The following is a 20,089-nucleotide window of genomic DNA, read 5'->3' as shown; positions in this document are numbered from 1 at the left end:
CGGTCACTGGTGTCATTAAGGAAGCCGATATGAGTCAGCGTGGTCTGGAAGCACTACTGCGACCGAAATCCATTGCGGTGATTGGGGCGTCAATGAAGCCTAATCGCGCAGGTTACCTGATGATGCGTAACCTGCTTGCCGGCGGTTTCAATGGACCTGTTTTACCAGTGACGCCAGCATGGAAAGCGGTGTTGGGCGTCCTGGCCTGGCCCAATATCAACAGCCTGCCTTTTAGCCCAGACCTTGCCGTGTTGTGCACCAATGCCAGCCGCAACCTGGCATTACTCGAAGCGCTTGGCGAGAAAGGCTGTAAAACCTGCATTATTCTTTCAGCTCCCGCATCGCAGCACCTGGAATTGTTGGCCTGCGCCGCACGCTACAACATACGTCTGCTAGGCCCCAACAGCCTGGGGCTTCTCGCGCCCTGGCAGGGGCTTAACGCCAGCTTTTCCCCCGTTCCCATCAAGCGCGGTAAGTTGGCATTTATTTCCCAGTCAGCGGCGATTTCCAACACCATTCTGGACTGGGCGCAGCAGCGCGACATGGGTTTTTCCTGGTTTATCGCGCTGGGCGACAGCCTTGATATCGACGTTGATGAACTGCTGGATTACCTGGCGCGCGACAGTAAAACTAGCGCGATATTACTGTATCTCGAACATTTAAGTGATGCCCGGCGCTTTGTCTCCGCCGCCCGTAGCGCCTCGCGCAATAAACCCATTCTGGTGATTAAGAGCGGTCGCAGTCCGGCTGCGCAGCGTTTACTGCATACCAGTGCAGGGATGGACCCTGCGTGGGACGCGGCTATCCAGCGCGCCGGTTTATTACGCGTACAAGACACTCACGAGCTGTTCTCTGCGGTAGAAACCCTGAGCCACATGCGTCCACTGCGCGGCGACAGGCTGATGATCATCAGCAATGGGGCCGCGCCTGCCGCACTGGCATTAGATGAGCTGTGGTCAAAAAATGGCAAGTTGGCGACATTGAGTGAAGATACCTGCCAGAAATTACGCGATGCGTTACCTGAACATATTGATATCGCCAACCCGCTGGATCTGCGTGACGACGCCAGCAGCGAACACTACGTTAAGACGCTGGATATCTTGCTCGCCAGCCAGGATTTCGACGCACTGATGGTGATTCACTCACCCAGCGCAGCCGCCCCGGGAACAGAAAGCGCACAAGCGTTAATCGAAGCGGTAAAACGTCATCCCCGCGGTAAGTTCGTCTCGTTGCTGACCAACTGGTGCGGAGAGTTTTCCTCCCAGGAAGCCCGTAGACTGTTTAGCGAAGCCGGATTACCTACCTACCGCACGCCAGAAGGCACCATCACCGCGTTTATGCATATGGTGGAGTACCGGCGTAACCAGAAGCAACTGCGGGAAACCCCTGCGCTGCCCGACTACCTGACCACCAACACCGCCGAGGCGCATAATCTGTTACAGCAGGCGATTGCTGAAGGAGCAACGTCGCTGGATACCCATGAAGTGCAGCCGATTTTACAAGCCTATGGCTTACACACGCTGCCTACGTGGATCGCCAGCGACAGCGCTGAAGCCGTACACATCGCGGAGCAAATCGGTTACCCAGTGGCGCTAAAGCTGCGTTCTCCTGATATCCCGCATAAATCAGAAGTTCAGGGGGTAATGCTCTACCTGCGGACAGCAACAGAGGTGCAGCAGGCAGCCAATGCGATTTTTGATCGGGTAAAAATGGCCTGGCCGCAGGCGCGCATTCACGGTTTATTAGTACAAAGTATGGCGAATCGCGCTGGCGCTCAGGAGCTGCGCGTCGTCGTTGAACACGACCCGGTATTTGGCCCGTTGATTATGCTTGGTGAAGGCGGAGTTGAGTGGCGACCAGAAGAGCAAGCCGTGGTGGCGTTGCCGCCATTGAACATGAATCTGGCGCGTTATCTGGTGATCCAGGGGATCAAAAATAAAAAGATCCGCGCTCGCAGCGCATTACGCCCATTGGATATCGCCGGGTTAAGTCAGCTTCTGGTACAGGTCTCCAATCTGATCGTCGATTGTCCGGAAATTCAGCGTCTGGATATTCATCCGCTGTTGGCCTCCGCCGGTGAATTTACCGCGCTGGATGTCACGCTGGACATTGCCCCTTTCACGGGCGATAACGAAAGCAGGCTGGCTATACGTCCCTACCCCCATCAGCTTGAAGAATGGGTGGAGTTGAAGAACGGCGAGCGTTGCTTGTTCCGCCCTATTTTGCCCGAGGATGAACCTCATCTGCAGCAGTTCATTTCTCAGGTAACAAAAGAAGATCTTTATTATCGCTATTTCAGTGAGATCAACGAATTTACCCACGAAGATTTAGCCAATATGACGCAGATCGACTACGATCGGGAAATGGCCTTTGTTGCGGTACGCTGTAAAAACAATCAGCAAGAGATCCTCGGCGTAACGCGAGCAATCTCGGATCCTGATAACATTGACGCCGAGTTCGCCGTGCTGGTTCGTTCAGATCTCAAAGGGCTTGGACTGGGTCGCCGGTTGATGGAAAAATTAATTGCATATACCCGAGATCACGGACTTAGACGTTTGAATGGTATTACGATGCCAAACAATCGTGGGATGGTCGCCCTGGCCCGGAAACTCGGGTTCGCTGTTGACGTCCAACTCGAAGAGGGAATTGTTGGGCTAACGCTTAATCTGGCCCAATTTGAGGAATCGTGAGTAAGGTACTGGAAATGTTGACCACATTAATAGGTACTGGTGGTATCATTACCCGCTTATGTCGTCTGCATAGCACAGAGGACCCTTCAATGAACAGAGAAGAAATGCACTGTGATGTTGTCAAAATTTAAGCGTAATAAACATCAACAACACCTTGCCCAACTACCCAAGATTTCTCAGTCAGTTGATGATGTAGATTTCTTTTATGCTCCCGCTAATTTCAGGGAGACTCTGCTGGAAAAAATAGCCAGCGCGACGCGACGGATCTGCATTATTGCGCTGTACCTGGAACAGGATGACGGTGGCAAAGGCATACTCGACGCGCTCTATGCGGCAAAACGGCAGCGTCCTGAACTGGATGTCCGGGTGCTTGTCGACTGGCACCGAGCCCAGCGCGGACGTATTGGTGCTGCGGCATCGAATACCAACGCTGACTGGTATTGCCGAATGGCACAAGAAAACCCAGGTATTGATATTCCTGTCTACGGTGTTCCGATTAACACCCGAGAAGCGCTTGGCGTCCTGCATTTTAAAGGCTTTATCATCGATGACAGCGTCCTGTACAGCGGGGCCAGTCTGAATGATGTTTATCTGCATCAGCATGATAAATATCGCTATGACCGTTATCAGTTGATTCGCAACGCGCAAATGGCCGATATCATGTTCGATTGGGTCACGCAGAACCTGATGAACGGTCGCGGCGTTAATCGCCTTGATGATATTAATCGCCCTAAAAGCCCGGAAATTAAAAACGACATCCGCCTTTACCGTCAGGAACTGCGCGATGCGTCATTCCATTTTCAGGGTGATGCGGATAATGAACAGCTCTCGGTAACGCCTCTGGTAGGCCTTGGAAAATCCAGTCTGTTAAATAAGACCATTTTCCACCTTATGCCCTGCGCGGAGCACAAGCTCACAATCTGTACCCCTTATTTCAACCTGCCCGCTATACTGGTGCGCAATATCATTCAGCTGCTGCGTGAAGGCAAAAAGGTCGAGATCATTGTCGGTGATAAAACCGCCAACGACTTTTTCATTCCAGAAGATGAGCCATTTAAAATCATCGGCGCGCTGCCCTACCTGTATGAAATTAACCTGCGCCGTTTCCTGAGCAGACTGCAATATTATGTGAATACCGACCAACTGGTCGTGCGCTTATGGAAAGATGATGACAACACCTATCATCTGAAAGGCATGTGGGTTGATGATAAATGGATGCTGCTCACCGGCAACAACCTTAACCCTCGCGCCTGGCGTCTGGATCTGGAAAACGCCATCCTTATCCACGATCCGAAGCAAGAGCTGACTCCCCAGCGCGATAAAGAGCTGGAGCTTATTCGCACGCATACTACCGTCGTTAAGCACTATCGCGACCTGCAAAGCATTGCCGACTATCCAGTCAAAGTGCGTAAGCTCATCCGTCGACTACGCCGTATCCGTATCGACAGATTAATTAGCCGTATTCTGTAACCAAGACCCCGTCCAGTGACGGGGTTTTTCCTATGGAGGCAACGGTGCGCTTGTTTATTCTTTTCAGTATCCTGGCTATTTCTGGCTGCAGCCACATGGCAAACGACCGCTGGAGCGGACAAGACAAGGCTCAACACTTTATCGCCTCCGCTATGCTCTCCGCAGCTGGAAACGAATATGCTCAACATCAGGGCAACAGCCGCGATCGCAGCGCGGCTATCGGCCTGATGTTCTCAGTCAGCCTGGGCGCGTCAAAAGAGCTATGGGACAGCCGTCCCGCTGGGAGCGGCTGGAGCTGGAAAGACTTCGCCTGGGATGTTGCAGGTGCGTCTACCGGTTATGCGGTCTGGCAACTGGCACATCACTAGAGGCGCAGACCTTTCCCCTTCCCATGCAGCATCAGCGATACCAAAAATGCGACTATTGCCAGTGCTGTAACGTACCAGAAGAATGTTGTTTCCATACCGACAGACTTCAGGGATAACGCAACATATTCGGCTGAGCCACCAAACAGAGCATTGGCCACCGCATAAGATAATCCAACCCCCAGAGCGCGCACCTGTGCCGGGAACATCTCGGCCTTCAGAATACCGCTGATTGACGTATAGAAACTCACAATCAGCAAGGCACACATCACCAGAGCAAACGCCATATACGGGGACGTCACGCTTTGCAACGCTGTCAGAATGGGGACGGTGAAAATCGCGGCCAACGCGCCAAAACACAGCATTGAAGTACGTCGGCCAATTTTATCTGACAAGGCACCGAACAACGGTTGCACCAGCATAAACACACACAGTGCCGCCGTCATAATCCCACTGGCTACGTTGGCATGCATACCGGCGGTGTTAACCAGGTACTTCTGCATGTAGGTTGTGAACGTGTAAAAACACAGCGAGCCAGCAGCGGTAAAGCCAAGCACCATGATGAAGGCTTTGCGATTACGCCACAGACCTTTCAGAGAACCAGCTTCTTTCAGCGCGCGAACGTCCTGTTTCGAGGTTTCATCCAACTGTCGACGCAGCCATAACGCAACAATAGCCAGTACGGCGCCCAACGCAAATGGAATACGCCAACCCCACGATCTTAGCGCTGAGTCTTCTAACGTTTGCTGTAATATGACCACAACCAGCAGTGCCAGTAACTGCCCGCCGATTAACGTCACGTACTGGAAGGAAGCATAAAAACCTTTCTTCCCTTCAACGGCTACTTCACTCATATAGGTAGCGCTGGTCCCGTATTCACCACCGACAGACAGCCCCTGAAATAACCTAGCCAGCAGCAATAGAGCAGGAGCCCAGGTACCGATGGTTTCATATCCCGGAAGACAAGCGATCACCAGCGATCCCATACACATCATACAAACTGACAGCAGCATCGACTTTTTACGCCCGTGCTTATCCGCGATGCGACCAAACAGCCAGCCGCCAATCGGTCGCATCAGAAAGCCTGCAGCAAAAACTCCGGCTGTTTGTAAGAGTTGCGTGGTGGTGTTTCCTGATGGAAAAAAGATATGAGCAAAATAGAGAGAGCAGAAAGAATAGATATAGAAATCAAACCATTCGACCAGATTCCCTGATGATGCTCCGACAATCGCCCATATACGACGCCGAGTATCGCCGTCTGTCAGCGCCCCGTTCTCAGTTACACTGCTATCAGCCATTAGAATTGTACCCCTGCCAACGATTGCATTAATTTATCAATGGTGGTTATGTCTTTTTTGGTGAAATAAATGTTATGTAATTGTTATAATTTATTATGAGAGAAAGATCACGGTTTTCATTAGCAGAGAAAGGATTCAGATATGTTCGAGAAAGAGAAAAATCGGTTTGAAATAGAGTGGGCTTTTATGGGCTGGATAAAACAGTACGCTGCACCCGGCAGTTTTTACTCCTTGCAGACGCAAAAAAGCCCATCCGGCAGGATGGGCTTCTTCACTTATTTGATGCCTGGCAGTTCCCTACTCTCGCATGGGGAGACCCCACACTACCATCGGCGCTACGGCGTTTCACTTCTGAGTTCGGCATGGGGTCAGGTGGGACCACCGCGCTACAGCCGCCAGGCAAATTCTGTTTATCAACACGCTTTTCGCATGTCGATGTCATCTGTAATCAAGCTGAATATCGTGTCTCTTTCGCCAAAACATCTTCGGCGTTGTAAGGTTAAGCCTCACGGTTCATTAGTATCGGTTAGCTCAACGTATCGCTACGCTTACACACCCGACCTATCAACGTCGTCGTCTTCAACGTTCCTTCAGGACCCTTAAAGGGTCAGGGAGAACTCATCTCGGGGCAAGTTTCGTGCTTAGATGCTTTCAGCACTTATCTCTTCCGCATTTAGCTACCGGGCAATGCCATTGGCATGACAACCCGAACACCAGTGATGCGTCCACTCCGGTCCTCTCGTACTAGGAGCAGCCCCCCTCAATTCTCCAGCGCCCACGGCAGATAGGGACCGAACTGTCTCACGACGTTCTAAACCCAGCTCGCGTACCACTTTAAATGGCGAACAGCCATACCCTTGGGACCTACTTCAGCCCCAGGATGTGATGAGCCGACATCGAGGTGCCAAACACCGCCGTCGATATGAACTCTTGGGCGGTATCAGCCTGTTATCCCCGGAGTACCTTTTATCCGTTGAGCGATGGCCCTTCCATTCAGAACCACCGGATCACTAAGACCTGCTTTCGCACCTGCTCGAGCCGTCACTCTCGCAGTCAAGCTAGCTTATGCCTTTGCACTAACCTCCTGATGTCCGACCAGGATTAGCTAACCTTCGTGCTCCTCCGTTACTCTTTAGGAGGAGACCGCCCCAGTCAAACTACCCACCAGACACTGTCCGCAACCCGGATTACGGGTCTACGTTAGAACACCAGCCATTAAAGGGTGGTATTTCAAGGTTGGCTCCATGCAGACTGGCGTCCACACTTCAAAGCCTCCCACCTATCCTACACATCAAGGACCAGTGTTCAGTGTCAAGCTATAGTAAAGGTTCACGGGGTCTTTCCGTCTTGCCGCGGGTACACTGCATCTTCACAGCGAGTTCAATTTCACTGAGTCTCGGGTGGAGACAGCCTGGCCATCATTACGCCATTCGTGCAGGTCGGAACTTACCCGACAAGGAATTTCGCTACCTTAGGACCGTTATAGTTACGGCCGCCGTTTACCGGGGCTTCGATCAAGAGCTTCTCCTTACGGATAACCCCATCAATTAACCTTCCGGCACCGGGCAGGCGTCACACCGTATACGTCCACTTTCGTGTTTGCACAGTGCTGTGTTTTTAATAAACAGTTGCAGCCAGCTGGTATCTTCGACTGATTTCAGCTCCATGAGTAAATCACTTCACCTACATATCAGCGTGCCTTCTCCCGAAGTTACGGCACCATTTTGCCTAGTTCCTTCACCCGAGTTCTCTCAAGCGCCTTGGTATTCTCTACCTGACCACCTGTGTCGGTTTGGGGTACGATTTCGTGTTACCTGATGCTTAGAGGCTTTTCCTGGAAGCAGGGCATTTGTTACTTCAGCACCGTAGTGCCTCGTCATCACACCTCAGCGTTAACAAGACTCCGGATTTACCTGGAATCTCCGCCTACATGCTTAAACCGGGACAACCGTCGCCCGGCTAACATAGCCTTCTCCGTCCCCCCCTCGCAGTAACACCAAGTACAGGAATATTAACCTGTTTCCCATCGACTACGCCTTTCGGCCTCGCCTTAGGGGTCGACTCACCCTGCCCCGATTAACGTTGGACAGGAACCCTTGGTCTTCCGGCGTGCGGGTTTTTCACCCGCATTATCGTTACTTATGTCAGCATTCGCACTTCTGATACCTCCAGCATGCCTCACAGCACACCTTCAACGGCTTACAGAACGCTCCCCTACCCAACAACACATAGTGTCGCTGCCGCAGCTTCGGTGCATGGTTTAGCCCCGTTACATCTTCCGCGCAGGCCGACTCGACCAGTGAGCTATTACGCTTTCTTTAAATGATGGCTGCTTCTAAGCCAACATCCTGGCTGTCTGTGCCTTCCCACATCGTTTCCCACTTAACCATGACTTTGGGACCTTAGCTGGCGGTCTGGGTTGTTTCCCTCTTCACGACGGACGTTAGCACCCGCCGTGTGTCTCCCGTGATAACATTCTTCGGTATTCGCAGTTTGCATCGGGTTGGTAAGTCGGGATGACCCCCTAGCCGAAACAGTGCTCTACCCCCGAAGATGAATTCACGAGGCGCTACCTAAATAGCTTTCGGGGAGAACCAGCTATCTCCCGGTTTGATTGGCCTTTCACCCCCAGCCACAAGTCATCCGCTAATTTTTCAACATTAGTCGGTTCGGTCCTCCAGTTAGTGTTACCCAACCTTCAACCTGCCCATGGCTAGATCACCGGGTTTCGGGTCTATACCCTGCAACTTAACGCCCAGTTAAGACTCGGTTTCCCTTCGGCTCCCCTATTCGGTTAACCTTGCTACAGAATATAAGTCGCTGACCCATTATACAAAAGGTACGCAGTCACCCCATAAAGAGGCTCCCACTGCTTGTACGTACACGGTTTCAGGTTCTTTTTCACTCCCCTCGCCGGGGTTCTTTTCGCCTTTCCCTCACGGTACTGGTTCACTATCGGTCAGTCAGGAGTATTTAGCCTTGGAGGATGGTCCCCCCATATTCAGACAGGATACCACGTGTCCCGCCCTACTCTTCGAGTTCACAACACATGCACTTTTGTGTACGGGGCTGTCACCCTGTATCGCCGGACTTTCCAGACCGTTCCACTACCACACATGCTGATTCAGACTCTGGGCTGCTCCCCGTTCGCTCGCCGCTACTGGGGGAATCTCGGTTGATTTCTTTTCCTCGGGGTACTTAGATGTTTCAGTTCCCCCGGTTCGCTTCATTACGCTATGTATTCACGTAATGATAGTGTGACGAATCACACTGGGTTTCCCCATTCGGAAATCGCCGGTTATAACGGTTCATATCACCTTACCGACGCTTATCGCAGATTAGCACGTCCTTCATCGCCTCTGACTGCCAGGGCATCCACCGTGTACGCTTAGTCGCTTAACCTCACAACCCGAAGATGTTTCGTAAAACATTTCAGTGTTGCGAAAATTTGAGAGACTCGAACACACCGCTTTTCATTTCTTGTTTACGGAGAAATGAAACAGTGTGTCGTTTCAATTTTCAGCTTGATCCAGATTTTTAAAGAGCAAATATCTCAAACGAGACTCGAAAGTCTGTTTTGAGATACTTCGGTCGGCGACTTTCACTCACACATACCAGCAAGTGGCGTCCCCTAGGGGATTCGAACCCCTGTTACCGCCGTGAAAGGGCGGTGTCCTGGGCCTCTAGACGAAGGGGACACTGAAGTCTCAATCGCAAGACGCCTTGCTATTTACTTTTCATCAGACAATCTGTGTGAGCACTACAAAGAACGTTTCTTTAAGGTAAGGAGGTGATCCAACCGCAGGTTCCCCTACGGTTACCTTGTTACGACTTCACCCCAGTCATGAATCACAAAGTGGTAAGCGCCCTCCCGAAGGTTAAGCTACCTACTTCTTTTGCAACCCACTCCCATGGTGTGACGGGCGGTGTGTACAAGGCCCGGGAACGTATTCACCGTGGCATTCTGATCCACGATTACTAGCGATTCCGACTTCATGGAGTCGAGTTGCAGACTCCAATCCGGACTACGACATACTTTATGAGGTCCGCTTGCTCTCGCGAGGTCGCTTCTCTTTGTATATGCCATTGTAGCACGTGTGTAGCCCTACTCGTAAGGGCCATGATGACTTGACGTCATCCCCACCTTCCTCCAGTTTATCACTGGCAGTCTCCTTTGAGTTCCCGGCCGAACCGCTGGCAACAAAGGATAAGGGTTGCGCTCGTTGCGGGACTTAACCCAACATTTCACAACACGAGCTGACGACAGCCATGCAGCACCTGTCTCAGAGTTCCCGAAGGCACCAAAGCATCTCTGCTAAGTTCTCTGGATGTCAAGAGTAGGTAAGGTTCTTCGCGTTGCATCGAATTAAACCACATGCTCCACCGCTTGTGCGGGCCCCCGTCAATTCATTTGAGTTTTAACCTTGCGGCCGTACTCCCCAGGCGGTCGACTTAACGCGTTAGCTCCGGAAGCCACGCCTCAAGGGCACAACCTCCAAGTCGACATCGTTTACGGCGTGGACTACCAGGGTATCTAATCCTGTTTGCTCCCCACGCTTTCGCACCTGAGCGTCAGTCTTTGTCCAGGGGGCCGCCTTCGCCACCGGTATTCCTCCAGATCTCTACGCATTTCACCGCTACACCTGGAATTCTACCCCCCTCTACAAGACTCTAGCCTGCCAGTTTCGGATGCAGTTCCCAGGTTGAGCCCGGGGATTTCACATCCGACTTGACAGACCGCCTGCGTGCGCTTTACGCCCAGTAATTCCGATTAACGCTTGCACCCTCCGTATTACCGCGGCTGCTGGCACGGAGTTAGCCGGTGCTTCTTCTGCGAGTAACGTCAATTGCTGCGGTTATTAACCACAACACCTTCCTCCTCGCTGAAAGTACTTTACAACCCGAAGGCCTTCTTCATACACGCGGCATGGCTGCATCAGGCTTGCGCCCATTGTGCAATATTCCCCACTGCTGCCTCCCGTAGGAGTCTGGACCGTGTCTCAGTTCCAGTGTGGCTGGTCATCCTCTCAGACCAGCTAGGGATCGTCGCCTAGGTGAGCCGTTACCCCACCTACTAGCTAATCCCATCTGGGCACATCCGATGGCAAGAGGCCCGAAGGTCCCCCTCTTTGGTCTTGCGACGTTATGCGGTATTAGCTACCGTTTCCAGTAGTTATCCCCCTCCATCGGGCAGTTTCCCAGACATTACTCACCCGTCCGCCACTCGTCACCCAAGGAGCAAGCTCCTCTGTGCTACCGTTCGACTTGCATGTGTTAGGCCTGCCGCCAGCGTTCAATCTGAGCCATGATCAAACTCTTCAATTTAAGTTTGATGCTCGTGAATTAAACTTCGTAATGAATTACGTGTTCACTCAGAGACTTGGTATTCATTTTTCGTCTTGCGACGTTAAGAATCCGTATCTTCGAGTGCCCACACAGATTGTCTGATAAATTGTTAAAGAGCAGTGCCGCTTCGCTTTTTCTCAGCGGCGCGGGGTGTGCATATTACGCCATCCCGCTACAGAGTCAAGCGTTTCTTTTCGCTTTTCTCCGCTGACCCGGCGGTTTGTAATCCGTTGTTCCGTGTCAGTGGAGGCGCATTATAGGGAGTTATTTCAGGCTGACAAGTTAAAAATACAAAAAACTTATCAAGCGACTACTTTTCAACCATTACATTGATTTTTGCTTTGTTTTTAAACAAAAACGAGCCCCGCAGGGCTCGTTTATTGTCGTTTTGTGACTTACTGCACTGCCACAATGCGATCGTCATTCACTTCCAGCCGAATCGTTTTGCCTGGAATCAGCTCACCAGACAGAATTTGCTGCGCCAGCGGGTTTTCGATCTGTTGCTGGATAGCACGTTTGAGTGGACGTGCGCCATACACCGGATCGTAACCATTCGCACTCAGCAGTTTAAGCGCCTCGTCAGAGATATGAATTTCATAGCCACGCTCTTCCAGACGTTTATACAGACGTTGCAGTTGGATCTGTGCAATAGAAGCAATGTGCTGCTCACCCAACGGATGGAATACAACAACTTCATCTATACGGTTGATGAATTCCGGGCGGAAATTATGGCTCACGACGCCCAGGACCATATCCTTCATGTGGCCGTAGTCCAGCTCGCCGAAGCGTTCCTGAATCAGATCGGACCCCAGGTTCGAGGTCATGATGACAACCGTATTACGGAAGTCGACCGTTCTCCCCTGCCCGTCAGTCAGACGACCATCGTCAAGCACCTGCAACAGAATATTGAACACATCCGGGTGCGCTTTCTCCACTTCATCCAGCAGGATGACAGAGTAAGGACGACGACGTACCGCTTCTGTCAGATATCCACCTTCCTCATAGCCGACATATCCCGGAGGCGCCCCGACCAGACGAGACACCGAGTGTTTCTCCATAAACTCGGACATATCGATACGCACCATGGCATCATCACTGTCGAACATAAAGTTTGCCAGCGCTTTGCACAGTTCAGTTTTACCGACACCGGTTGGGCCGAGGAACAAGAATGAACCAATCGGGCGATTTGGATCGGACAAGCCAGCACGGCTACGACGGATAGCGTTAGAAACGGCTTCCACCGCTTCGTTCTGGCCAATCACGCGGCTGTGCAACTGCTGCTCCATACGCAACAGTTTTTCCCGTTCGCCTTCCAGCATGCGAGCAACCGGGATCCCGGTCCAGCGCGCCAGCACTTCTGCAATTTCTGCATCAGTGACTTTATTACGCAGCAGACGCATGGTTTTGCCTTCAGACTGGGTGGCTGCTTCCAGCTGTTTTTCCAGTTCAGGAATTTTGCCGTACTGCAGTTCAGACATCCGCGCCAGGTCGCCGACACGACGCGCCTGTTCGATGGCGATTTTCGCCTGCTCCAGCTCAGCCTTGATAGTTTGCGTTCCCGAAAGGGATGCTTTTTCAGCTTTCCACTCTTCTTCTAATTCAGAATACTGGCGCTCTTTATCGTCCAGCTCTTCGTTGAGCATATCGAGACGTTTTTTACTCGCCTCATCAGACTCTTTCATTAATGCCTGCTGTTCCAGTTTGAGCTGGATAATACGGCGGTCGAGTCTGTCGAGTTCCTCCGGCTTGGAGTCAATCTGCATACGAATGCTGGATGCCGCCTCATCGATAAGGTCGATAGCTTTGTCCGGCAACTGACGATCGGCAATATAGCGGTGAGACAGCGTAGCTGCCGCAACAATCGCCGGGTCAGTGATCTGCACATGGTGGTGCAGCTCATAACGTTCTTTCAGGCCACGCAGAATCGCGATGGTGTCTTCTACTGAAGGTTCGGCTACAAATACTTTCTGGAAACGACGTTCCAGCGCCGCATCTTTTTCGATGTACTGGCGATATTCATCAAGCGTTGTTGCGCCTACACAGTGCAGTTCCCCGCGTGCCAGCGCCGGTTTCAGCATGTTCCCGGCGTCCATTGCGCCATCGGCTTTACCCGCCCCAACCATGGTATGCAGCTCATCAATAAACAGGATGACATTGCCTTCCTGTTTCGAGAGATCGTTCAGCACGCCTTTTAAGCGTTCTTCAAACTCACCACGATATTTGGCCCCAGCCACCAGCGCGCCCATATCCAGCGCCAGCACACGGCGACCTTTTAAGCCTTCCGGCACTTCACCATTGATAATTCGTTGGGCCAGCCCTTCAACGATGGCCGTTTTACCGACGCCTGGTTCGCCGATTAACACCGGGTTATTTTTAGTACGCCGCTGCAGTACCTGAATGGTACGGCGAATTTCTTCATCACGGCCGATAACCGGATCGAGTTTGCCCTGCTCGGCACGTTCGGTCAGGTCGACGGTATATTTTTTCAAGGCCTGACGTTGGTCTTCAGCCCCCTGGTCATTCACGCTTTCACCTCCACGCATTTGTTCAATTGCCTGAGTGATATTCGCGGTCGTCGCACCTGCTGATTTTAGTAAATCGGTCAGCGTACCGCGTGACTCAAGCGCCGCCAGTACGAACAGTTCTGACGAAATAAAGTTGTCCCCACGTTTTTGCGCCAGCTTGTCGCAAAGATTCAGTACACGCACCAGATCCTGAGAAGGCTGCACATCACCGCCGGTACCTTCTACCTGCGGCAACCGGCTCAACGCCTGGTCAATGGCTGTACGTAACTGGCCAGCATTAATGCCAGCAGACGTTAATAAAGGACGTACCGATCCCCCTTCCTGATTCAGCAAGGCGCTCATTAGATGAAGTGGTTCGATGAATTGATTGTCGTGCCCCAATGCGAGTGACTGGGCATCGGCAAGAGCAAGCTGGAATTTATTAGTAAGACGATCCAGACGCATAACTCCTCCCATAACAGGTCAAAATTGCTACTGGAGATTAAATGAGGTCATCCCTCAATTATTCAAGGTGAATGACCTGAATTATGTGAAAAGAAAATTACACGTACCGGATCGTCTTGATTCTTTAGGTTATATCAGCCAAATAAAACTTGCCATACGACCCGTGGTATTGTCGCGACGATAAGAGAAGAACGTCTCACTTTCGCTGAAGGTGCAACGGTCGCCACCGTAGATGTTCTCTACTCCGATATTTGCCAGACGCTGACGCGCAAGCTGGTAAATATTCGCCAGATATTTATCACCATGCGGTATAAATGCGAGGTCCGCTTGCGGATCTTTCGCCATGAACGCTGCGCGAACTTCTGCTCCCACTTCAAACGCGTTCGGGCCAATCGCCGGGCCTAGCCAGGCAATAATGTTTTCAGGTTTGTCGGCAAAACACGCCACCGTCTCTTCCAGCACGCCGGCGCATAATCCGCGCCAACCCGCATGTGCCGCCGCGACTTCCGTTCCAGCGCGATTGCAAAACAGCACCGGCAGACAGTCGGCCGTCATCACTGCACACACGGTGCCCGGCGTATTGCTGTAAGAAGCATCCGCACGTTTGGAGGCGTAAGGCTCGCCGGTCAGTTTCAGGACATCCTTACCGTGGACCTGCTCCAGCCAGACTGGCTTTGACGGCAGATTGCCCGCAGCAAACAGCCGCTTGCGGTTCTCTTCAACATGCTCCGGGTTGTCGCCGCAATGGGCGCCCAGATTCAGCGAATCATAAGGCGGCATGCTAACACCGCCAATACGGGTAGAACTACACGCCACAACACCTTGCGGTATCGGCCACTGCGGGACAATTAGCTTACTCATAGCCAGGCAATATCATCCTTATGTTCTTCGAAATCAGCGCGCATCACTTCAATCAATTGCACCATATCTTGTGGAATCGGTGCATGCCATTCCATTTCGATACCTGAAATTGGGTGATATAAACGCAGCATAGTCGCGTGAAGCGCCTGACGATCGAACTTACGCAGCACGGAGATAAATTCGTCAGAAGCGCCTTTCGGTGGACGCGGACGACCGCCGTAGACCTGATCGCCCACCAGCGGATGGGTGATATGCGCCATGTGCACGCGGATCTGGTGCGTACGTCCGGTTTCCAGACGCAGCCGCAGACGCGTGTGCACACGGAAGTGTTCCATTATGCGATAGTGCGTCACCGCCGGTTTCCCCATCGGGTGTACCGCCATGTGCGTACGCTTGGTCGGGTGGCGGCTAATCGGTTCCTCAACGGTTCCGCCTGCCGTCATATGACCAATCGCCACGGCTTCGTACTCACGGGTAATTTCACGCAGTTGCAGCGACTCCACCAGACGCGTTTGCGCCGGAACGGTTTTTGCCACCACCATTAATCCGGTCGTGTCTTTATCCAGACGGTGCACGATACCAGCACGTGGAACATCCGCGATTGGCGGGTAGTAATGCAGTAATGCATTCAATACCGTGCCATCAGGATTACCGGCCCCCGGATGCACTACGAGGTCACGGGGTTTGTTGATGACAAGAATATCGTCATCTTCATAAACGATATCCAGTGGGATATCCTGAGGTTCAAAACGAACCTCTTCATCAATTTCTGCAGTGATGGAGACGCGCTCTCCACCCAACACTTTTTCTTTCGGTTTATCGCAAAGATTGCCATTTACCAGTACGCGCTGGTCAAGGATCCATTCTTTTATGCGCGATCGCGAATAATCAGGGAACAATTCGGCCAAAGCCTGATCTAAGCGTTGACCGAGCTGATTTTCGGAGACTGTTGCGGTGAGTTCTACTCGTTGTGCCATAAACTGCTTCTTCGTTTAACGTTGGGTTTTACGGCTTTGCCGTTTAATATAGTGTGCTATTGTAGCTGGTCTTAACCGGGAGCAGGAACAGAGAATCTCCCGTAAAACATTTTGAGGAAAGTCAAAACGTCATGACGCGCATGAAATATCTGGTGGCAGCAGCCACGTTGAGCCTGTTTTTGGCGGGTTGCTCTGGTTCAAAGGAAGAGGTGCCCGATAATCCGCCAAATGAAATCTACGCGACTGCTCAGCAAAAGCTGCAGGACGGTAACTGGAAACAGGCAATAACGCAATTAGAAGCGTTGGATAACCGTTATCCATTTGGACCGTATTCTCAGCAGGTGCAATTAGATCTCATCTACGCCTACTACAAAAACGCCGATCTGCCACTTGCTCAGGCTGCCATCGATCGTTTTATTCGTCTTAACCCGACACACCCTAACATTGATTATGTCATGTATATGCGTGGCCTGACCAATATGGCGTTGGATGATAGCGCACTGCAAGGATTCTTTGGTGTTGATCGCAGCGATCGCGATCCGCAACATGCCCGAGCTGCGTTTAATGACTTTTCCAAACTGGTACGTGGCTATCCAAACAGCCAGTACACCACCGACGCCACCAAACGTCTGGTATTCCTGAAAGACCGTCTGGCGAAGTATGAATATTCCGTTGTGGAATACTACACTGCCCGCGGTGCATGGGTTGCCGTGGTAAACCGTGTGGAAGGCATGCTGCGCGACTTCCCGGATACCCAGGCAACACGCAATGCCCTGCCGTTAATGGAAAATGCTTATCGCCAGATGCAGATGAATGCGCAGGCAGAAAAAGTAGCGAAAATCATTGCCGCCAACAGCAGCAATACCTGATTTATCTCAGAATGCAAACGGCAGCCCAAAGGCTGCCGTTTTTTTATCCGTAAACGTCACAACTGAAGCGGTTTAGCTGCAACGCATCTCATCAAATATGGCCTGCTTTCAGGTATTCCTCAAGTAAAAAATCGCTTGTTCCTGCGGTGCCTCACAAAAAGGTTTTCTTGACAAAAAGCGACAAAAAAATGTGATTAATATCACACATTTTGACATTAGGAACGGTATGCTGGAATCACCAAGACGGGAAAGACAAGAGGTAAAATTTATGACAATGAACATTACCAGTAAACAAATGGAAATTACTCCGGCAATTCGCCAGCATGTCGCAGACCGTCTCGCCAAACTCGAAAAATGGCAAACTCATCTGATTAATCCACATATCATTCTGTCTAAGGAGCCGCAGGGTTTCATTGCTGATGCCACCATCAATACACCGAACGGACATCTGGTCGCCAGCGCAAAACACGAGGATATGTACACCGCAATTAACGATTTGATCAACAAGCTGGAACGGCAGCTCAATAAAGTGCAGCACAAAGGCGAAGCCCGTCGTGCAACAACTTCAGTCAAAGACGCCAACTTCGTCGAAGCAGAAGAAGAGTAGTCCCTTACATTGAGTGTATCGCCAACGCGCCTCCGGGCGCGTTTTTTGTTGACAGGGTGAAAACAGTACGGGTACTTTACTGACGTAGCCAAAGGAAAATTACATGAAACTTGTCCCGTTCTTCTTCGCATTCTTTTTTACCTTCCCCTGAATGGGAGGCGTTTCGTCGTGTGATAAAGAATGCGAAGACGAACAATAAGGCCTCCCACAACGGGGGGCCTTTTTTATTGATAACAAGAAAGGCAACACTATGACATCGGAAAACCCATTGCTGGCGCTGCGCGATAAGATCAGCACGCTGGATGAAAAATTACTGGCCCTGCTGGCTGAGCGACGTGGACTGGCCGTAGAAGTTGGCAAAGCTAAGCTGCTTTCGCATCGTCCAGTTCGTGATATCGACCGTGAGCGCGATCTGTTGGACCGACTGATTCAGCTTGGCAAAGCACATCATCTTGATGCTCACTACATCACTCGCCTGTTCCAGCTCATAATCGAAGACTCCGTCCTGACTCAGCAGGCACTGCTCCAGCAGCATCTGAACAAAATTAACCCACACTCAGCACGCGTTGCTTTCCTCGGGCCAAAAGGGTCATATTCTCATCTTGCCGCACGTCAGTATGCTGCCCGCCATTTTGAACAATTTATAGAAAGCGGCTGCGCGAAATTTGCCGATATCTTTAATCAGGTCGAAACCGGACAAGCTGACTACGCCGTGGTTCCGATTGAAAACACCAGTTCCGGTGGGATTAACGACGTTTACGACCTGCTACAGCACACCAGCCTGTCTATCGTTGGCGAGATGACTATCACGATTGACCACTGCCTACTGGTGTCCGGCACGACAGATCTCGAGACCATTGAAACGGTATATAGCCATCCGCAGCCATTCCAGCAGTGCAGCAAATTCCTGAGTCGTTACCCGCACTGGAAGATTGAGTACACCGAAAGCACCTCGGCGGCGATGGAAAAAGTTGCGCAGACTAACTCACCGCGCGTGGCGGCTCTGGGGAGCGAAGCCGGAGGCGTACTATACGGTTTGCAGGTTCTTGAGCATATCGAAGCTAATCAGACGCAAAACATCACCCGCTTCGTGGTACTGGCGCGCAAGGCAATCAATGTTTCCGATCAGGTGCCAGCAAAAACCACGTTGCTGATGGCGACAGGACAACAAGCCGGTGCGCTGGTAGAAGCTCTGCTGGTACTGCGCAACCATAATCTGATTATGACTAAACTGGAGTCACGCCCGATTCACGGCAATCCGTGGGAAGAAATGTTTTATCTTGATATCCAGGCCAACCTGGAATCACCCCAGATGCAAAAAGCATTGAAGGAGTTAGGTGAGATTACGCGCTCGATGAAAGTACTTGGCTGCTATCCAAGTGAGAATGTGGTGCCGGTCGATCCAAGTTAACGTTTGACAATGCCGGATGGCGCTACGCTTATCCGGCATTCTATTTAGCCGATCTTTGTATGACTGATACAACGCATCAGCGTTGCCATCAAGCATCGTATTTATTGGCGACTATCGTTAGCCTGGCGCAACAAAGTACGGCTTTCGTTCTGGAAGCGTTTCGCATAATCACCAAACCAGTGCTCCACCTTACGGAAGCTGTCGATGAACGCTTGCTTATCGCCCTGCTCCAGTAAACCGATCGCCTCACCAAAACGTTGGTAGTAGCGTTTGATCAGCGCAAGGTTACTCTCAGACGACATAATGATATCGGCATAGAGCTGCGGATCCTGGGCAAACAGACGTCCGACCATCGCCAGTTCAAGGCGATAAATCGGCGAAGAGAGTGCCAGTAACTGCTCCAGTTGAACATTCTCTTCCGCTAAATGCAGACCGTAAGCAAAGGTCGCAAAGTGACGCAATGCCTGAATAAATGCCATGTTCTGGTCGTGTTCAACAGCACTGATCCGATGCAGTCGCGCACCCCACACCTGAATCTGTTCCAGAAACCACTGATAGGCTTCCGGCTGACGTCCGTCACACCAGACGACGACCTGCTTTGCCAGACTGCCGCTGTCCGGGCCAAACATAGGGTGTAATCCCACCACCGGGCCGTCGTGCGCCGCCAGCATCGCCTGCAAAGGACCATTTTTCACCGAAGCCAGATCCACCAGGATGCAGTCGGACGGCAGACGCGGTAATTTGGCGATCACCTGCTCAGTGACGTGGATCGGCACGCTGACGATCACCATGCCAGCATCAGAGACGATCTCCGGCGCACGATCCCAGTCCTGCTGTTCCAGGATCCGTACCTGATAACCTGACAGGGTGAGCATTTTTTCGAACAGACGTCCCATCTGACCGCCGCCGCCGACAATCACCACCGGTCGCAGAGAAGGACAAAGCGTTTTAAATCCTTTGTCGTTCTCACTGGAGTAAGACTCGCGCATAACCCGGCGCAGCACATCTTCAATCAGGTCCGGCGGCACGCCAAGGGCTTCCGCTTCCGCCCGGCGGGAGGCCAGCATTGAGGCTTCCCGTTCCGGCACGTAGATAGGCAGCCCAAAGCGGCTTTTTACTTCACCGACTTCGGCCACCAGCTCCAGGCGACGTGCCAGTAAACCCAGCAGCGCCTTGTCGACTTCATCAATTTGATCGCGTAATGCGGTCAATTCAGCAACCATAAC

At 51.7% G+C, this 20,089-nt stretch carries 12 protein-coding genes, 1 tRNA gene, 3 rRNA genes and 1 other annotated feature; of the genes, 7 read left to right on the top strand and 9 right to left on the bottom strand.

What is annotated here, in order from left to right; translation table 11 throughout:
* The first annotated feature begins 29 nt into the window (after window positions 1–29).
* The 3 genes from pat (at window position 30) to HV350_RS06535 (ending at window position 4,528) form a co-directional block, all read left to right on the top strand.
* Window positions 30–2,690, top strand: a complete 2,661-nt coding sequence (pat, locus tag HV350_RS06545; RefSeq protein WP_016157179.1) for a protein lysine acetyltransferase — start codon at window positions 30–32, stop codon at window positions 2,688–2,690.
* A 114-nt stretch (window positions 2,691–2,804) separates the two neighbouring features.
* Window positions 2,805–4,160, top strand: a complete 1,356-nt coding sequence (pssA, locus tag HV350_RS06540) for a CDP-diacylglycerol--serine O-phosphatidyltransferase (protein WP_003835350.1) — start codon at window positions 2,805–2,807, stop codon at window positions 4,158–4,160.
* 44 nt (window positions 4,161–4,204) lie between these two features.
* Window positions 4,205–4,528: a YfiM family lipoprotein gene (locus tag HV350_RS06535; protein ID WP_016157180.1), complete on the top strand. Its 324-nt coding sequence runs from the start codon at window positions 4,205–4,207 to the stop codon at window positions 4,526–4,528.
* Here the strand turns inward: HV350_RS06535 and HV350_RS06530 are convergent.
* The 8 genes from HV350_RS06530 to rluD all read right to left on the bottom strand — a co-directional run bounded on the left by HV350_RS06530 (window position 4,525) and on the right by rluD (window position 15,976).
* The gene (locus tag HV350_RS06530) at window positions 4,525–5,823 is read right to left on the bottom strand and encodes an MFS transporter (protein WP_181630063.1); all 1,299 of its coding nucleotides are present in this window, start codon (window positions 5,821–5,823) and stop codon (window positions 4,525–4,527) included. The two genes, HV350_RS06535 and HV350_RS06530, sit on opposite strands and share 4 nt — an antisense overlap.
* A 284-nt stretch (window positions 5,824–6,107) precedes the next feature.
* Window positions 6,108–6,223, bottom strand: a 5S ribosomal RNA gene (gene rrf / locus HV350_RS06525).
* A gap of 95 nt (window positions 6,224–6,318) precedes the next feature.
* Window positions 6,319–9,225: ribosomal RNA gene (locus tag HV350_RS06520) — 23S ribosomal RNA — on the bottom strand.
* Between the two features lie 220 nt (window positions 9,226–9,445).
* Window positions 9,446–9,521 (bottom strand) — tRNA-Glu (locus HV350_RS06515).
* 85 nt (window positions 9,522–9,606) lie between these two features.
* Window positions 9,607–11,148 (bottom strand): 16S ribosomal RNA (locus tag HV350_RS06510).
* Together the 16S, 23S and 5S rRNA genes with 1 tRNA gene alongside form the textbook arrangement of a ribosomal RNA operon.
* A gap of 416 nt (window positions 11,149–11,564) precedes the next feature.
* The gene (gene clpB / locus HV350_RS06505; RefSeq protein ID WP_016154061.1) at window positions 11,565–14,138 is read right to left on the bottom strand and encodes an ATP-dependent chaperone ClpB; all 2,574 of its coding nucleotides are present in this window, start codon (window positions 14,136–14,138) and stop codon (window positions 11,565–11,567) included.
* Between the two features lie 129 nt (window positions 14,139–14,267).
* Window positions 14,268–14,999, bottom strand: a complete 732-nt coding sequence (yfiH, locus tag HV350_RS06500) for a purine nucleoside phosphorylase YfiH (RefSeq protein ID WP_181630061.1) — start codon at window positions 14,997–14,999, stop codon at window positions 14,268–14,270.
* Complete coding sequence (gene rluD, locus HV350_RS06495) at window positions 14,996–15,976, bottom strand: 23S rRNA pseudouridine(1911/1915/1917) synthase RluD (RefSeq protein ID WP_016154063.1); 981 nt, start codon at window positions 15,974–15,976, stop codon at window positions 14,996–14,998. The genes yfiH and rluD overlap by 4 nt, the downstream gene beginning before the upstream one ends.
* 131 nt (window positions 15,977–16,107) lie before the next feature.
* Between rluD and bamD the strand changes: the two genes are divergently transcribed.
* The 4 genes from bamD (at window position 16,108) to pheA (ending at window position 18,863) form a co-directional block, all read left to right on the top strand.
* Window positions 16,108–16,845: an outer membrane protein assembly factor BamD gene (bamD, locus tag HV350_RS06490; protein ID WP_016154064.1), complete on the top strand. Its 738-nt coding sequence runs from the start codon at window positions 16,108–16,110 to the stop codon at window positions 16,843–16,845.
* Window positions 16,846–17,113: 268 nt separating this feature from the next.
* Window positions 17,114–17,452: a ribosome-associated translation inhibitor RaiA gene (raiA, locus tag HV350_RS06485; protein ID WP_003031244.1), complete on the top strand. Its 339-nt coding sequence runs from the start codon at window positions 17,114–17,116 to the stop codon at window positions 17,450–17,452.
* Between the two features lie 102 nt (window positions 17,453–17,554).
* Window positions 17,555–17,680: a sequence feature (Phe leader region), on the top strand.
* Complete coding sequence (pheL, locus tag HV350_RS06480; RefSeq protein ID WP_100250063.1) at window positions 17,556–17,603, top strand: pheA operon leader peptide PheL; 48 nt, start codon at window positions 17,556–17,558, stop codon at window positions 17,601–17,603. It overlaps the preceding feature by 48 nt.
* A 22-nt stretch (window positions 17,681–17,702) precedes the next feature.
* Window positions 17,703–18,863: a bifunctional chorismate mutase/prephenate dehydratase gene (gene pheA, locus HV350_RS06475; RefSeq protein WP_181630059.1), complete on the top strand. Its 1,161-nt coding sequence runs from the start codon at window positions 17,703–17,705 to the stop codon at window positions 18,861–18,863.
* Between the two features lie 101 nt (window positions 18,864–18,964).
* Here the strand turns inward: pheA and tyrA are convergent, their stop codons facing one another.
* Window positions 18,965–20,086: a bifunctional chorismate mutase/prephenate dehydrogenase gene (gene tyrA, locus HV350_RS06470; protein WP_016154066.1), complete on the bottom strand. Its 1,122-nt coding sequence runs from the start codon at window positions 20,084–20,086 to the stop codon at window positions 18,965–18,967.
* Window positions 20,087–20,089 lie beyond the last annotated feature (3 nt).

This window comes from Citrobacter sp. RHBSTW-01013 (assembly GCF_013781985.1).
Taxonomy (GTDB): domain Bacteria; phylum Pseudomonadota; class Gammaproteobacteria; order Enterobacterales; family Enterobacteriaceae; genus Citrobacter; species Citrobacter braakii.
The sequence above is the reverse complement of the archived record's forward strand: the minus strand, read 5'-3'. Positions and strand labels throughout refer to the sequence as shown.

Coding starts and splice junctions, on each gene's coding strand:
- pat (WP_016157179.1), top strand. CDS start 30: ATGAGTCAGCGTGGTCTGGAAGCACTACTGCGACCGAAATCCATTGCG.
- pssA (WP_003835350.1), top strand. CDS start 2,805: ATGTTGTCAAAATTTAAGCGTAATAAACATCAACAACACCTTGCCCAA.
- HV350_RS06530 (WP_181630063.1), bottom strand. CDS start 5,823: ATGGCTGATAGCAGTGTAACTGAGAACGGGGCGCTGACAGACGGCGAT.
- clpB (WP_016154061.1), bottom strand. CDS start 14,138: ATGCGTCTGGATCGTCTTACTAATAAATTCCAGCTTGCTCTTGCCGAT.
- yfiH (WP_181630061.1), bottom strand. CDS start 14,999: ATGAGTAAGCTAATTGTCCCGCAGTGGCCGATACCGCAAGGTGTTGTG.
- rluD (WP_016154063.1), bottom strand. CDS start 15,976: ATGGCACAACGAGTAGAACTCACCGCAACAGTCTCCGAAAATCAGCTC.
- bamD (WP_016154064.1), top strand. CDS start 16,108: ATGACGCGCATGAAATATCTGGTGGCAGCAGCCACGTTGAGCCTGTTT.
- raiA (WP_003031244.1), top strand. CDS start 17,114: ATGACAATGAACATTACCAGTAAACAAATGGAAATTACTCCGGCAATT.
- pheA (WP_181630059.1), top strand. CDS start 17,703: ATGACATCGGAAAACCCATTGCTGGCGCTGCGCGATAAGATCAGCACG.
- tyrA (WP_016154066.1), bottom strand. CDS start 20,086: ATGGTTGCTGAATTGACCGCATTACGCGATCAAATTGATGAAGTCGAC.